At 69.3% G+C, this 14,933-nt stretch carries 10 protein-coding genes and 1 pseudogene; 3 read left to right on the top strand and 8 right to left on the bottom strand.

Annotated features, from left to right (window positions below; translation table 11 throughout):
* The 7 genes from ACWDR3_RS43920 to ACWDR3_RS43890 all read right to left on the bottom strand — a co-directional run.
* Positions 1 to 1,053 (bottom strand): PAC2 family protein (locus tag ACWDR3_RS43920; protein WP_450358302.1); only part of this gene is annotated, 1,053 nt, incomplete at its 3' end.
* Positions 1,054 to 1,248: 195 nt separating this feature from the next.
* Entirely contained in the window at positions 1,249 to 1,920 is a 672-nt protein-coding gene (locus ACWDR3_RS43915; RefSeq protein ID WP_450358301.1) for a FadR/GntR family transcriptional regulator, read from the bottom strand.
* A 121-nt stretch (positions 1,921 to 2,041) separates the two neighbouring features.
* Complete coding sequence (locus ACWDR3_RS43910) at positions 2,042 to 2,794, bottom strand: nucleoside phosphorylase (protein WP_450358300.1); 753 nt, start codon at positions 2,792 to 2,794, stop codon at positions 2,042 to 2,044.
* Between the two features lie 178 nt (positions 2,795 to 2,972).
* Positions 2,973 to 4,589: an FAD-dependent oxidoreductase gene (locus ACWDR3_RS43905; protein WP_450358299.1), complete on the bottom strand. Its 1,617-nt coding sequence runs from the start codon at positions 4,587 to 4,589 to the stop codon at positions 2,973 to 2,975.
* 54 nt (positions 4,590 to 4,643) lie between these two features.
* Entirely contained in the window at positions 4,644 to 6,185 is a 1,542-nt protein-coding gene (glpK, locus tag ACWDR3_RS43900) for a glycerol kinase GlpK (RefSeq protein ID WP_450358298.1), read from the bottom strand.
* 96 nt (positions 6,186 to 6,281) lie between these two features.
* Complete coding sequence (locus ACWDR3_RS43895; RefSeq protein WP_401724870.1) at positions 6,282 to 7,076, bottom strand: MIP/aquaporin family protein; 795 nt, start codon at positions 7,074 to 7,076, stop codon at positions 6,282 to 6,284.
* 338 nt (positions 7,077 to 7,414) lie between these two features.
* Positions 7,415 to 8,179, bottom strand: coding sequence for an IclR family transcriptional regulator (locus ACWDR3_RS43890; RefSeq protein WP_450358297.1), 765 nt, complete (start codon positions 8,177 to 8,179; stop codon positions 7,415 to 7,417).
* A gap of 306 nt (positions 8,180 to 8,485) precedes the next feature.
* On the opposite strand from ACWDR3_RS43890, the gene metH reads away from it, so the two are divergent.
* The 3 genes from metH to ACWDR3_RS43875 all read left to right on the top strand — a co-directional run bounded on the left by metH (position 8,486) and on the right by ACWDR3_RS43875 (position 14,838).
* Complete coding sequence (gene metH, locus ACWDR3_RS43885; protein WP_450358296.1) at positions 8,486 to 12,001, top strand: methionine synthase; 3,516 nt, start codon at positions 8,486 to 8,488, stop codon at positions 11,999 to 12,001.
* Between the two features lie 98 nt (positions 12,002 to 12,099).
* On the top strand, positions 12,100 to 12,798 hold the full coding sequence (locus tag ACWDR3_RS43880; protein ID WP_401724878.1) for an HAD family hydrolase: 699 nt from the start codon (positions 12,100 to 12,102) through the stop codon (positions 12,796 to 12,798).
* A 435-nt stretch (positions 12,799 to 13,233) separates the two neighbouring features.
* Positions 13,234 to 14,838, top strand: coding sequence for an ABC transporter substrate-binding protein (locus tag ACWDR3_RS43875; RefSeq protein ID WP_450358295.1), 1,605 nt, complete (start codon positions 13,234 to 13,236; stop codon positions 14,836 to 14,838).
* A 29-nt stretch (positions 14,839 to 14,867) separates the two neighbouring features.
* Here ACWDR3_RS43875 and ACWDR3_RS43870 read toward each other — a convergent pair.
* Positions 14,868 to 14,933, bottom strand: a pseudogene (locus ACWDR3_RS43870) (winged helix-turn-helix transcriptional regulator); the annotation flags it as partial.

The raw sequence follows: 14,933 nt of genomic DNA, 5'->3' as shown, positions 1-14,933 counted from the left end.
GGTCGTCGGCCTTCTCGCCGGTGGGATGATCCTGGACCGGACCGACCGGCCCCGAGTGGTCGTCCCGACCTCCGAGGAATCGTCGTCCTCGGTACCCGGTTTGGGTGGTTTCGGCGGCCGGGTGCGCCCGCTGGGGTTGTCCCGCCGGTACGTACCCGGTGCCGGGCCGTCCCCACCCTCGGTTGCGTGCCCGCCGGGCCCGCCCGGACCCGAGCCGTCCCGGCGCCGCAGATACCGCTCGAACTCACGGGCGATCGCCTCGCCCGACGCCTCCGGCAGCTCCGCGGTGTCCCGGGCCTCCTCCAGCGTCTGGACGTACTCGGCGACCTCGCTGTCCTCGGCGGCCAGCTGGTCCACGCCGACCTGCCAGGCGCGCGCGTCCTCGGGCAGCTCGCCCAGCGGGATGCGCACGTCGATCAGGTCCTCCAGGCGGTTGAGCAGCGCCAGCGTCGCCTTCGGGTTCGGCGGCTGCGACACGTAGTGCGGCACGGCGGCCCACAGGCTCACCGCCGGTACGCCCGCGTGCGTGCAGGCCTCCTGGAGGACGCCGACGATGCCCGTGGGGCCCTCGTACTTGGTCTCCTCCAGGTCCATCCGCTGCGCCAGGTCCGCGTCGGACGTGGTGCCGCTGATCGGGACCGGACGTGTGTGCGGGGTGTCACCGAGCAGCGCGCCGAGGATGACGACCAGCTCCACGCCCAGCTCGTGCGCGAAGCCGAGCAGCTCGTTGCAGAACGAACGCCAGCGCATCGACGGTTCGATCCCGCGCACGAGCACCAGGTCACGGGGCTTCTCGCCGCCGATCCGGACCACCGACAACCTTGTCGTCGGCCACGTGATCTTGCGTACGCCGGCGTCCATCCACACCGTGGGACGGTTCACCTGGAAGTCGTAGTAGTCCTCGGCGTCCAGCGCCGCGAACACCTCGCCCTTCCACTCCCTGTCCAGGTGCGCGACCGCGGTGGAGGCGGCGTCGCCGGCATCGTTCCAGCCCTCGAACGCGGCCACCATGACCGGGTCGATCAGCTCGGGTACCCCCTCGAGCTCGATCACCCAGGCCTCCTTCCGACGTGCCCTCGCTTGACCACCCAACCTTACGGCGTGCGGCGGGGGCGCCCGCAGCCCCCTTGCACGGGGGAGTGAACGGATCACTGCCCCGTCCGAACCGCTCGAACACCCAAGATCGCCACCCGGCGCCACCCCGGCGCTCCAGGGCCCGTCCGGCGGATCCTGTCGCTCGCCGGACGCTCACAGCGAGGCGCGCAGCCACTGCTCCACGCTCGCGATGTGCACGGTCGCCCAGGACCGCGCGGCCTCCGCGTCCCGGTCGTGCAGGGCGGCCAGGATCGCGCGGTGCTCGCGCAGGGTGCGGCTGACCGCGTCCTCCTGGGTGAGGCCGCGCCAGATCCGGGCCCGGGTGGTGGGCCCCGACAGTCCGTCGAGCAGGGAGCAGAGCACGGAGTTGCCGGAGCTCTGCACGATGCCCCGGTGGAAGTCGAGGTCGCAGGCGACCAGCTCCTCCACCGACGGCGCGTCGCCCAGCTTGTCCAACTGGGCGGAGAGCGCGTCCAGTTGCTGCTCGCTGATCCGGGATGCGGCCATCGCGGTGGCGGCCGGCTCCAGGATCCGGCGCACGGCCAGGAACTCCAGGACCGTGTCGTCGCGGTGGAAGTCGACGACGAAACTCAGCGCCTCCAGCAGGAGTTGCGGGTCCAGGCTGGTCACGTAGGTGCCGTCGCCCTGGCGCACGTCCAGGATCCGGATCAGCGACAGGGCGCGTACGGCCTCCCGCAGGGAGTTGCGGGACAGGCCGAGTTCGGCGGCGAGTTCGCTCTCCTTGGGCAGCCGGTCGCCGGGGCGCAGCGCGCCGGAGACGATCATGTCCTTGATCTTCTCGATCGCCTCGTCGGTGACTGCCATGGCCGGCCTCCCAGTCGTCCCCGCATGCCTGTTAAGACATCCGATGTCTCACGCCATTATGGCGGTTCAGTGGGCTGAACGGGATGCCGAATGCGCAGGTGGCCCCCGATCGGGTCGCCGTTCAGGCCCCGTTCGACTCCGCCAGCAGCCGCAGCGCCTCCAGGGACACCACCGCCCCGCGCTCGACGCCCGCCGCGACGACGTCCCGGTGCGGGTCGTACCCACCGGTGGCCTCCTCGTCGACCAGCTCGTCGGCGTTGGCCCCGTCGATGACGACGACCCCGCCGGCCACGAGCCCCCGCAGCGACGCCGTCACCAGCAGCGCGGACAGCTCCATCTCGATCGCGGCCAGCCCGGCACCCTGGTACGAGAACAGCGGAATCAGCCCCGGCTGGAAGGCCGCCCGCGTCCACACGATCCCCCGGTGATACGGGGCATCCGCCTCGCGCGCGGCCCGCTGCAGGGCGAGCACCGCCTCGGGGGAGGCGTACGCCGGATACTCGGGCGGCAGCAACTGCTGCGTCACCCCGTCGTCCCGCACGGCCGCCTCAGCGATCACCAGATCCCCGTCCCCGATCCCGACCTTCATCGCCCCCGCCGTACCGAACCGCAAAAACGTCCGCACCCCGGCGTCGGCCAACTCCTGAAACAGCAGGATCGCCCCAGGAGCCCCCACCCCGTGCGAGGCCACGGTCACCGGCACACCGTTCCAGGTCCCGCTGAACACGCGGTACTCGCGGTGGTACGACACCTCGACGGCATCGTCCAGCAGCGCGGCAACAAGCGCGGCCCGCGCAGGATCACCGACGACCAGAGCGCTCGGGGGGAGCCCGGTGCGGGGGACGCGCGTGATGGGGAGAAGGTCCTGGGACATGAGGAGACTCCGGAGAACGGAACGGTGACGCCTTGACGCCGGGTAGGGCAGCACCCTAGGGGCGCGGGGCTGTTTCGATGTGCGGCTCCGCCGCGTGGGCGCGACCAGCCACAACGAGCCCGCACCCGGCAGAAAAGGACGGCCCCCACGACGAGGAGCCGCCCTTCCTGCACGAACGTCACTTCTTGTCGAGCAGATCCTGAACCTTGGCGCGGACCTCGTCCGTAGCCAGCCCCCGAATCGTCAACGTCGTACGCCTGCGCAGCACGTCGTCCTGCGTCTCGGCCCACTCGTTGTCCCGCGCATACACGACCTGCGCCCAGATCTCCGGCGCATCAGGATGCACCCGCTCCCCCAACTCGGGGCTCTCGTTCGCCAGCCGAGCGATGTCGAACGCCAACGACCCATAGTGCGTGGCGAGATGCTTCGCCGTATCCGCGGCCATACGAGGACCGGGCGCCGGGTTGTCGACCAGCAACCGGTGCGCGACAGCACGGGGGTTGGCCACACCAGGCAGCGGCAGCTTCTTCGGCAACGACGAGATCGGCTCGTAGTCGTCACCCAGGGGGTGGCCCGGAAGCGACTCCAGCTGCTTCATGACCGTACGGCCGATGTGCCGGAAGGTCGTCCACTTGCCGCCCGCGACGGACAGCATCCCGCCCCGGCCTTCCGTGACGACGGTCTCGCGCTTGGCCTTGGCCGTGCTGCCCGGGCCGCCGGGCAGCACGCGCAGACCCGCGAAGGAGTACGTGATCAGGTCGCGGGAGAGCTGCTGGTCCCGGACGGAGAACGCGGCCTCGTCCAGGATCTGGGCTATGTCCTTCTCGGTGACCGAGACGTCCGCGGGGTCGCCCTCGAACTCCTCGTCGGTGGTGCCCAGCAGGAGCATGTCCTCCCAGGGCAGCGCGAAGGTGATGCGGTACTTGTCGATCGGGGTCGCCAGCGCGGCCTTCCAGGGCGCGGTCCGCTTCAGGACCAGGTGCGCGCCCTTCGACAACCGGATCGACGGCGCCGCGTCCGGGTCCTCCAGCTTGCGCAGGTGGTCGACCCACGGGCCGGTGGCGTTCAGTACCAGCCGGGCGTTCACGCCGAACTCGTCGCCGGAGGTGCGGTCGCGCAGCTCGGCGCCGGTGACCCGGCCCCGGGTGAAGCGCAGGCCGGTGACCTCGGCGTGGTTGAGGACGACGGCGCCCGCCTCGACGGCCGCGCGGACCGTCATCAGCGCCATGCGCGCGTCGTTCATCTGGTCGTCGCCGTACACGGCCACGGCCTTGAGGTTCTCGGTACGCAGCTCGGGCACGTCCTGCGCCGCCTTGGCGGGGGAGAGGAGGTGGCCGACGCCGTCACCGAACGCGGAGAGCGCGGAGTAGGCGAAGACGCCCGCCCCGAGCTTCGCCGCGCCGTGCGGCCCACCCTTGTACACGGGGAGGTAGAAGGTGAGCGGGTTCGCCAGGTGGGGGGCCACCTGGCGGGAGACCGCACGGCGCTCGAAGTGGTTCTCCGCCACCAGCTTCACCGCGCCGGTCTGCAGATAGCGCAGACCGCCGTGGAGCAGCTTGGAGGAGGCGGAGGAGGTGGCGCCGGCGAAGTCGCCGGCGTCGACCAGAGCCACCCGCAGGCCGGACTGCGCGGCGTGCCAGGCGGTGGAGATGCCCAGGATGCCGCCGCCGATGACGAGAAGGTCGTACGACGCCTTGGCGAGCTGCTCCCGGGTCTCGGCGCGGCTCGGGTTGGAGCCGGAGGCCGGGCGCGTGCCCAGGGCAGGCACGGACTGCAGGGTGGACTGACTGGTCATGTCGGGTTCTTACTCCTCGTCAGAGCTCTGGTCGGAGCTCGTTTCAGAGCCGGTTCAGCTCTCGTCGTCGTCGAGCCAGCCCATGGTCCGCTCGACGGCCTTGAGCCAGCTCTTGTACTCACGGTCGCGCTTCTCCGCGGCCATGTTGGGGGTCCACTCGGCGGCCCGCCGCCAGTTGGCGCGCAGGTCGTCGGTGCTGGTCCAGAAGCCGACGGCGAGACCGGCGGCGTAGGCGGCACCGAGGCAGGTGGTCTCGGCGACCATCGGGCGCACCACGGGGGCGTCCACGAAGTCGGCGAGGGTCTGCATCAGCAGGTTGTTGGAGGTCATGCCGCCGTCGACCTTGACGGCCGCGAGCTCGACGCCGGAGTCCTTGGTCATGGCGTCGGTGATCTCACGGGTCTGCCAGGCGGTGGCCTCCAGGACGGCGCGCGCGAGGTGCGCCTTGGTGACGTACCGGGTCAGGCCGGCGATCACACCGCGGGCGTCGGAGCGCCAGTACGGGGCGAACAGACCGGAGAAGGCCGGCACGAAGTACGCGCCGCCGTTGTCCTCGACCGAGAGCGCGAGCGTCTCGATCTCGGCGGCGGTGGAGATCAGGCCCATCTGGTCGCGCATCCACTGCACCAGCGAACCGGTGACGGCGATGGAGCCCTCCAGGGCGTAGACCGCCTTCTGGTCGCCGATGCGGTAACCGACCGTGGTGAGTAGGCCGTTGTACGAGTTGACCGGCTTCTCGCCGGTGTTCATCAGCAGGAAGGTGCCGGTGCCGTACGTCGACTTGGCCTCGCCCTCGGCGAAACAGGTCTGGCCGAACAGGGCCGCCTGCTGGTCGCCGAGCGCCGAGGCGACCGGGATGCCGCCGAGCAGGTCGCCCAGCTTGCCGCCGGTGACCTCGCCGTAGACCTCGGCGGAGGAGCGGATCTCGGGCAGCATGTTCAGCGGGACGCCGATGGACTCGGCGATCTTCTCGTCCCACTGCATGGTGTGCAGGTTCATCAGCATGGTGCGGGAGGCGTTGGTGACGTCGGTGACGTGCCGGCCGCCGTTCACCCCGCCCGTCAGGTTCCAGATGACCCAGCTGTCCATGGTGCCGAAGAGGATGTCGCCCGCCTCGGCGCGCTCGCGCAGGCCCTCGACGTTGTCGAGCAGCCAGCGGGCCTTGGGCCCGGCGAAGTAGGAGGCCAGCGGGAGGCCGGTCTCGCGGCGGAAGCGGTCCTGGCCGACGTTGCGGCCGAGCTCCTTGCAGAGCGCGTCGGTGCGGGTGTCCTGCCAGACGATGGCGTTGTGGACGGGCTCACCGGTGTTCTTGTCCCACAGCAGCGTGGTCTCACGCTGGTTGGTGATGCCGATGGCCTTGATGTCGTCGCGGGTGATGCCGGCCTTCTGGATGGCCCCGGCGACGACCTCCTCGACGTTGGTCCAGATCTCGGTGGCGTTGTGCTCGACCCAGCCCGGCTTCGGGAAGATCTGCTCGTGCTCCTTCTGGTCGACGGAGACGATACGGCCGTCCCGGTCGAAGACGATGCAGCGGCTGGAGGTCGTGCCCTGGTCGATGGCGGCGATGAACGGTCCGGCGGTGTGGGCGTCGGTCACTGTGTGCTCCTGGGGTTCCGTGGGTGGAGGGCGGCTGTCCTACGGCGCGGTGCTGATGAGCGAGTACGGCTCGGTGCGGCTGTGCACTCGATGCTCTTAAGCAAAGGCGACGTTGTAGATGCCTGCAGCGATCGCGCCGCCGATCAGCGGACCGACCACCGGGATCCAGGCGTAGCTCCAGTCGGAGCCGCCCTTGTTGGGCAGCGGCAGGAGAGCGTGCACGATGCGCGGACCCAGGTCACGGGCCGGGTTGATGGCGTACCCGGTCGGGCCACCGAGCGAGAGACCGATGGAGACGACCACGAACGCGGTGATCAGGGCGCCCAGGGTGCCCAGGCCGTCGCCGTTGGCGTTCAGGCCCTGGGTGAGGATGGCGAGGATCAGGACGACCGTGCCGATGATCTCCGTGGCGAGGTTCTGCACCACGTTGCGGATCTCGGGGCCGGTGGAGAAGATGCCCAGGACCGGTCCCGCGCCCTTCTCCTGCGCCTCGACGGCCTTGGCGGACGTGGCCTGCGCACCCGGACCGCCGACGATCTCCCGGTCGGTGAGGTGCGCCTGGAACTGGCCGTAGTAGGCCACCCAGACCAGGGTCGCGCCGATCATGGCGCCGAGGATCTGTCCGCCCCAGTAGATCGGCACGTTGTCCCAGCCGCCGTCCTTGATGGCGAGGGCGAGCGTCACGGCCGGGTTGAGGTGGGCACCGGAGAGCGGTGCCGAGATGTATACGGCCGTCATGACGGCGAAACCCCACCCGAAGGCGATGGCGAGCCAGCCGGCGTTACGTGCCTTGGAGGCCTTCAGCGTGACGGCGGCGCACACGCCACCGCCCAGCAGGATGAGTACGGCGGTACCTATGGTCTCGCCGATGAAGATGTCGGAGCTGGACACCCGCGACTCCTTTGTCCTTCGTCCAGGGGACCGAACCCCGGGTCCCTCCGGGAGTTCGAGCTGCTCTCGGGGTGAGAGCGTTACCGGCCCTTGGCGTTGTCACACTCTAACGCGTATTGCCGGTAGGTGTTCGACAATGTCGACCGATGGACGGGAGTCTTGCTCCGGCGTTACGCGTGCGTCAAGGGTTGTGTTGTCCAAACCACGATCGTTACTGATTGCTGTGAGTCGTCGATCTTGGCCTGGGGCGTCCGTCAAGTGTCGCCCCATATGTCCATTTCAGGGTATGGCTGAAGCCGGAACATCGAAATGATGTTCCGGCAGCTCACACCGACTTCTCAGAACCGGCCGCCACCGAGGTCGCGCGAGACCGAGCGGGCGCAGTCCCGCACCGCCGCGATCAGCTCGGGCCGCAGCTCGCCGTCCCGGCACACCCGCTCCACCGCGCCGGCGATGCCGACCGCGCCCACCGGCATGCGCCGGCGGTCGTGGATGGGCGCGGCGACCGAGGCCACGCCCTCCCAGGTCTCCTCGACGTCGGCCGCGTAGCCACGCGCGCGGGTGAGGTCGAGGATGTGCTCGAAGTCCGCCGCCTCCGACACCGTGCGGTCCGTGAAGGGCTTGCGGTCGGCCTCCAGCGCCTCGCTGTGAGCGACCGGGTCGTACGCCGACAGGACCTTGCCCAGGGCTGTGGAGTGCAGCGGCTGCATCGCGCCGATCTCCAGCACCTGGCGGCTGTCGTCGGGCCGGAAGACGTGGTGCACGATCAGCACGCCGTGCTGGTGCAGGACGCCGAGATAGACGCTCTCGCCGCTGGACCGGGCCAGGTCGTCGGTCCACACCAGCGCCCGCGCCCGCAGCTCGTGCACGTCGAGATAGGTCGTCCCCAGCCGCAGCAGCTCGGCGCCCAGCTGGTACCGCCCCGAGGCGTCGTCCTGCTCGACGAAACCCTCCTGCTGGAGGGTGCGCAGGATCCCGTGCGCGGTCCCCTTGGCCAGGCCGAGGGACGAGGCGATGTCCGAGAGGCCGAGCCGCCGCTCGCCGCCCGCGAGCAGGCGCAGCATGGCGGCCGCCCGTTCGAGCGACTGGATGTTCCGTGCCATCGCCGTCCTGCCTCCGTCCCCTCGGCCGTCGGGCGTGCTTCCTCGCCGCCGCCGTTCGGCAATGTCGAACACTACCGGTCCATGCCGACCTCCCGCCAACGGTCGGTAGGTTCCGGTCACGTCACTCGTATGTCACTCGCGCGTCACTCGTATCCCAGGAGCGACCCGCCGGTCATCCTCGTCCGTCCCGTGGACTGTCCGTCCACGGGACGGCGGACCCGGTTACCCTGGCGAGGTGCGCCCACCGCGGAGAGTTCCACGGACCGCGCAAAGCCGACAGCCGTCGCACCTAAAGGGAGCCCTTTCATGGCCTCGTCGCCACTGACCCCTTCCGCCGACAGCCGGACCCGTGTGTCCGCGCTCCGTGAAGCGCTGGCCACCCGAGTGGTGGTCGCCGACGGAGCGATGGGCACCATGCTGCAGGCCCAGGAACCCACTCTTGAGGACTTCGAGAACCTTGAGGGCTGCAACGAGATTCTGAACATCACCCGCCCGGACATCGTCCGCTCGGTCCACGAGGAGTACTTCGGCGCGGGGGTGGACTGCGTCGAGACGAACACGTTCGGTGCGAACCACTCCGCGATGGCCGAGTACGACATCGCCGACCGCGTCTACGAACTGGCCGAGGCGGGCGCCCGTATCGCCCGCGAGACCGCCGACGACTTCGGCGCCCGCGACGGCCGCCAGCGCTGGGTCCTCGGCTCCATCGGCCCCGGCACCAAGCTGCCGACCCTCGGTCACATCGGCTACGCCACCCTGCGCGACGGCTTCCAGGCGAACGCCGAGGGCCTGCTCGCCGGCGGTGCCGACGCCCTGATCGTGGAGACCACGCAGGACCTCCTCCAGACGAAGTCGTCGATCCTGGGCGCCCGCCGCGCGATGGAGTCGACCGGCGTCGAGGTACCCCTGCTCGTGTCGATGGCGTTCGAGACGACCGGCACGATGCTGCTCGGCTCCGAGATCGGCGCCGCGCTCACCGCCCTTGAGCCCCTCGGCATCGACATGATCGGCCTGAACTGCTCGACAGGGCCCGCCGAGATGAGCGAGCACCTGCGCTATCTGGCCCGCCACTCCCGCACCCCGCTGCTGTGCATGCCGAACGCGGGCCTGCCCATCCTCACCAAGGACGGCGCCCACTTCCCGCTCGACCCCGAGGGCCTGGCGGACGCGCAGGACAACTTCGTCCGCGACTACGGCCTCAACCTGGTCGGCGGCTGCTGCGGTACGACCCCCGAGCACCTGCGCCAACTCGTCGAGCGGGTCCGCGAGGCCACGCCCGTCGAGCGCCACCCCCGCCCCGAACCCGGCGCCGCCTCCCTCTACCAGACGGTCCCGTTCCGCCAGGACACCGCCTACATGGCGATCGGCGAGCGCACGAACGCCAACGGTTCGAAGAAGTTCCGCGAGGCCATGCTGGACGGCCGCTGGGACGACTGTGTGGAGATGGCCCGCGACCAGATCCGCGAGGGCGCCCACATGCTGGACCTCTGCGTGGACTACGTCGGCCGCGACGGCGTCGCCGACATGGAGGAGCTCGCCGGCCGCTTCGCCACCGCCTCCACGCTGCCCATCGTGCTCGACTCCACCGAAGTCCCGGTCATCCGGGCCGGGTTGGAGAAGCTCGGCGGCCGCGCGGTCATCAACTCCGTCAACTACGAGGACGGCGACGGCCCCGAGTCCCGCTTCGCCAAGGTCACCAAGCTGGCCCAGGAGCACGGCGCCGCGCTGATCGCGCTGACCATCGACGAGGAGGGCCAGGCCCGTACCGTCGAGCACAAGGTCGCCATCGCCGAGCGGCTCATCGAGGACCTGACGACGAACTGGGGCATCCACGAGTCGGACATCCTCATCGACACCCTGACCTTCACCATCTGCACCGGTCAGGAGGAGTCCCGCAAGGACGGCATCGCCACCATCGGGGCGATCCGCGAACTCAAGCGCCGCCACCCGGACGTGCAGACCACGCTGGGCCTGTCGAACATCTCCTTCGGCCTCAACCCGGCCGCCCGCATCCTGCTCAACTCGGTCTTCCTCGACGAGTGCGTCAAGGCGGGCCTGGACTCCGCGATCGTGCACGCGTCGAAGATCCTGCCGATCGCCCGCTTCACCGAGGAAGAGGTGCAGACCGCCCTCGACCTCATCCACGACCGCAGGGCCGAGGGCTACGACCCGCTGCAGAAGCTGATGGCCCTGTTCGAGGGCGCCACCACCAAGTCCCTGAAGGCGGGCCGCGCCGAGGAGTTGGCCGCCCTCCCGCTGGACGAGCGGCTCAAGCGGCGGATCATCGACGGCGAGAAGAACGGCCTGGAGGCCGACCTCGCCGAGGCGTTGGAGACCCGGCCCGCCCTCGACATCGTCAACGAGACGCTCCTGGACGGCATGAAGGTCGTCGGCGAGCTGTTCGGCTCCGGCCAGATGCAGCTGCCGTTCGTGCTCCAGTCCGCCGAGGTCATGAAGACCGCGGTGGCCTATCTGGAGCCGCACATGGAGAAGTCGGACGCCGAGGGCAAGGGCACCATCGTGCTCGCCACCGTGCGCGGCGACGTGCACGACATTGGCAAGAACCTCGTCGACATCATCCTGTCCAACAACGGCTACAACGTCGTCAACCTCGGCATCAAGCAGCCGGTCTCCGCGATCCTGGAGGCCGCCGAGGAGCACCGCGCCGACGTCATCGGCATGTCGGGCCTGCTGGTCAAGTCCACGGTGATCATGAAGGAGAACCTGGAGGAGCTCAACCAGCGGGGCATGGCGGCCGACTTCCCCGTCATCCTCGGCGGCGCCGCCCTCACCCGCGCCTACGTCGAGCAGGACCTGCACGAGATCTACGAGGGCGAAGTGCGGTACGCCCGGGACGCGTTCGAGGGTCTGCGCCTGATGGACGCGCTGATCGGCGTCAAGCGCGGTGTGCCCGGGGTGACGCTGCCCGAGCTGAAGCAGCGCCGGGTGCGCCCGGCCGCCGCCGTGGAGGTGGAGGAGCGGCCGCAGGAGGGCCACGTCCGCTCCGACGTCGCCGTCGACAACCCGATCCCCGAGCCGCCCTTCTGGGGCACCCGCGTCATCAAGGGCATCCAGCTCAAGGAGTACGCGAGCTGGCTGGACGAGGGCGCGCTGTTCAAGGGCCAGTGGGGCCTCAAGCAGGCCCGCACCGGCGACGGGCCGACGTACGAGGAGCTCGTCGAGACCGAGGGCCGGCCGCGGCTGCGCGGGCTGCTTGACCGGCTCCAGACGGACAACCTCCTCGAAGCGGCCGTCGTCTACGGCTACTTCCCGTGCGTCTCCAAGGACGACGACCTGATCCTGCTGGACGAGAGCGGCAACGAACGCACCCGCTTCACCTTCCCGCGCCAGCGCCGCGGCCGCCGGCTCTGCCTGGCCGACTTCTTCCGGCCCGAGGAAGCGGGGGAGCCCGACGTCGTCGGCCTCCAGGTCGTCACCGTCGGCTCCCGCATCGGCGAGGAGACGGCCCGCATGTTCGAGGCCAACGCCTACCGCGACTACCTCGAACTGCACGGCCTGTCCGTCCAGTTGGCCGAGGCGCTCGCCGAGTACTGGCACGCGCGCGTGCGCTCCGAGCTCGGCTTCGCCGGTGAGGACCCGACCGACGTCGAGGACATGTTCGCCCTGAAGTACCGAGGCGCCCGCTTCTCGCTCGGCTACGGCGCCTGTCCGAACCTGGAGGACCGGGCCAAGATCGCCGACCTGCTCCAGCCGGAGCGCATCGGCGTGCAGCTCTCCGAGGAGTTCCAGCTCCACCCGGAGCAGTCCACGGACGCGATCGTCATCCACCACCCCGAGGCGAAGTACTTCAACGCACGTTGATCGGACACGTCGTATACTGGTCGGTCCACCGCAGGCCGGTCGCCTCTCTGTGAACGAGAGGCGGCCGGCCTGATCGTCCCTCAAGGAGGTGCGCCAGGATGACCAGTACGGTCCCCGCGCTCGGAACCCGTACGGCCGAAGGCTCTGCCCTGCAAGCCGTACTCCTCGACATGGACGGCACCCTGGTGGACACCGAGGGCTTCTGGTGGGACGTCGAGGTGGAGATCTTCGCCCGCCTCGGCCACCCGCTGGACGACTCCTGGCGCCATGTCGTGGTCGGCGGCCCGATGACCCGCAGCGCGGGCTTCCTGATCGAGGCCACCGGCGCCGACATCACCCTCGCCGAGTTGTCCGTGCTGCTCAACGACGGGTTCGAGGACCGCATCGGACGCACCCTGCCGCTGATGCCGGGAGCCGCCCGACTCCTCGCCGAACTCTCCGAGTACGAGATCCCCACGGCCCTCGTGTCGGCCTCGCATCGGCGCATCATCGACCGCGTGATCGCCTCGCTCGGCGCCCACCACTTCGCCCTGACGGTGGCCGGGGACGAGGTGCCGCGCACCAAGCCCTACCCCGACCCTTATCTGGCCGCCGCGGCCGGCCTCGGTGTGGACCCGGCCAGATGCGCCGTCGTCGAGGACACGGCGACCGGCGTCGCCGCGGCCGAGGCGGCGGGCTGTCACGTGGTCGTGGTGCCCTCGGTGGCGCCCATCGGCCCGGCCGCGGGGCGCACGGTGGTGTCCTCCCTGGAAGACGTCGACCTGACATTTCTGCGCGGACTGATCACCGCTCGATGACGGAAATGCGACCGACGTTCACCCAGCGTGCAACATCGATACGGCGGTAATTCCCCGAGCCCGAGTGCGGGAGAATTGGAATCGCGGCGGATGGCCGAATTCCGGTACCTACCAAGGTCATTGGGAATGTGAGGTTCCCCACTTTCCCGAGGGTCGACAGTCGGGGTGGCGTGTGCTGTTCACCCCGTTTCGGGCGTCGTCGACGTGCCCTTGTGTCCCGATTGATGGAACGCTGCACTAATCCTTCCGCTGTCGGGTTTTCGGTCTGTCCACAACCGGTTTCGCAGCGTGATGAGTCCTCAACTCCCGTGACAGTGAACCCGCATACTGGTCCCGACTAATCTCATCGCGAGAACATCGCCCTTACCCCGTGATCCGCCCGCAACACCCCTGCATGCCGGGTACACGGACTCGACAGCCTGGAGAAACTCGAGCATGAACCGCAAGACTTTGGTGCTGCCGGCCGTGGTCGGTCTGCTCGCGCCCGTGCTCGCCGCGTGTGGTGGGTCCGACAGCGGGAGCGGTGGCGGCGACGCGATCGCCGTGGGCACTACGGACCGGTTCATCGCCACCAAGGACGCGCCGGCCCCGTTCGACCCCGCCTACGCCTACGACGTCGGCAGCTGGAACGTGCTGCGCCAGACCGTGCAGACGCTGATGATGCAGCCCAAGGGCGACGGCGACCCGGTCCCCGAGGCCGCCCAGAGCTGCGACTTCACCGACAGCGGCAACGAGCGCTACGCCTGCACCCTGCGCGACGGACTGAAGTTCGCCAACGGCGACAAGGTCACCGCGGCCGATGTGAAGTACTCCATCGACCGCGCCCGCGCCATCAAGGCCGACTCCGGCGTCTTCGCCCTGCTGTCCACCATCGACACCGTCGAGACGCAGGGTGACAACGAGGTCATCTTCCACCTCAAGACCGCCGACGCGACCTTCCCGTACAAGCTCTCGACCCCTGTCGCCGGCATCATCAACCCGGACGACTACGAGAAGAACAAGCTGCGCGACGGCTTCGAGGTGGACGGCTCCGGCCCCTACACCCTGTCGACCGAGGTGAAGAACGACGAGGTCGTCAAGGCCACCTTCACCAAGAACCCCAACTACAAGGGGTCCTTGAAGGTCAACAACTCCAAGGTCGACATGGTGTCCTACAAGGACGCCGACACCATGGGCACCGCCCTCGACAAGGGCGACATCCAGGTCATGACCCGCACCATGACCCCGGAGCAGATCGACAAGCTCTCGGAGAAGACCGACGGCAACGTCGACCTGGTCGAGATGGCCGGCCTGGAGATCCGCTATCTGGCCTTCAACACCAACGCCCCGACGGTGAAGACCAAGGCCGTCCGCGAGGCGATGGCCCAGCTCATCAACCGCGCCGAGCTGGTCTCCAAGGTCTACGGCTCCCAGGCCGAGCCGCTGTACTCGCTGGTCCCGGCGAGCGTCACCGGCCACTCCAACTCGTTCCTCAACAAGTACGGCGACCCGAGCGTCCCCAAGGCCAAGGCCATGCTCGAGGGCGCCAACATCACCACCCCGGTCAAGCTGACCCTGCACTACACGACCGACCACTACGGCTCGGCCACCAAGAAGGAGTTCGAGCAGCTCCAGACCCAGCTCAACAACAGCGGGCTGTTCGACGTCACCATCAAGGGCGCGGCCTGGGACACCTTCGTCCCGGCCGAGCGCAAGGGCTCCTACGACGTCTGGGGCATGGGCTGGTTCCCCGACTTCCCGGACGCGGACAGCTTCATCGCGCCGTTCCTCGACAAGGACAACTTCCTCAACTCGCCGTACGCGAACGCCAAGATCATCGACAACCTGATCCCGGAGTCCCGCCGCGAGGCCGACCGGCTCGCCGCCGGCACCAGCCTGACGGAGATCCAGGACATCGTCGCCGACGACGTCCCGATCCTCCCGCTGTGGCAGGGCAAGCAGTACGTCGCCGCCCGCGACGACGTCACGGGCACGGCGTACGTGCTCAACTCCTCCGCGACCCTGCAGCTCTGGGAGCTCAGCCGCGGCGTGAGCGGCTGACACTCAGCACAACGACAAGAGGGGCCGCTTCCTTTCGCCTCCAGGGCGCGGGCGATGGAGCACTCCTGGGTCGCGTAGTCCTTGCCGAGTGCCAT

This window comes from Streptomyces sp. NPDC001002 (assembly GCF_053599215.1).
This window is presented reverse-complemented; position numbering and strand designations above follow the sequence as displayed.

What these genes read in the sequence shown, in the direction of transcription:
- ACWDR3_RS43915 (WP_450358301.1), bottom strand. Translation starts at nt 1,920, where the DNA reads ATGGCAGTCACCGACGAGGCGATCGAGAAGATCAAGGACATGATCGTC.
- ACWDR3_RS43910 (WP_450358300.1), bottom strand. Translation starts at nt 2,794, where the DNA reads ATGTCCCAGGACCTTCTCCCCATCACGCGCGTCCCCCGCACCGGGCTC.
- ACWDR3_RS43905 (WP_450358299.1), bottom strand. Translation starts at nt 4,589, where the DNA reads ATGACCAGTCAGTCCACCCTGCAGTCCGTGCCTGCCCTGGGCACGCGC.
- ACWDR3_RS43890 (WP_450358297.1), bottom strand. Translation starts at nt 8,179, where the DNA reads ATGGCACGGAACATCCAGTCGCTCGAACGGGCGGCCGCCATGCTGCGC.
- metH (WP_450358296.1), top strand. Translation starts at nt 8,486, where the DNA reads ATGGCCTCGTCGCCACTGACCCCTTCCGCCGACAGCCGGACCCGTGTG.
- ACWDR3_RS43880 (WP_401724878.1), top strand. Translation starts at nt 12,100, where the DNA reads ATGACCAGTACGGTCCCCGCGCTCGGAACCCGTACGGCCGAAGGCTCT.
- ACWDR3_RS43875 (WP_450358295.1), top strand. Translation starts at nt 13,234, where the DNA reads ATGAACCGCAAGACTTTGGTGCTGCCGGCCGTGGTCGGTCTGCTCGCG.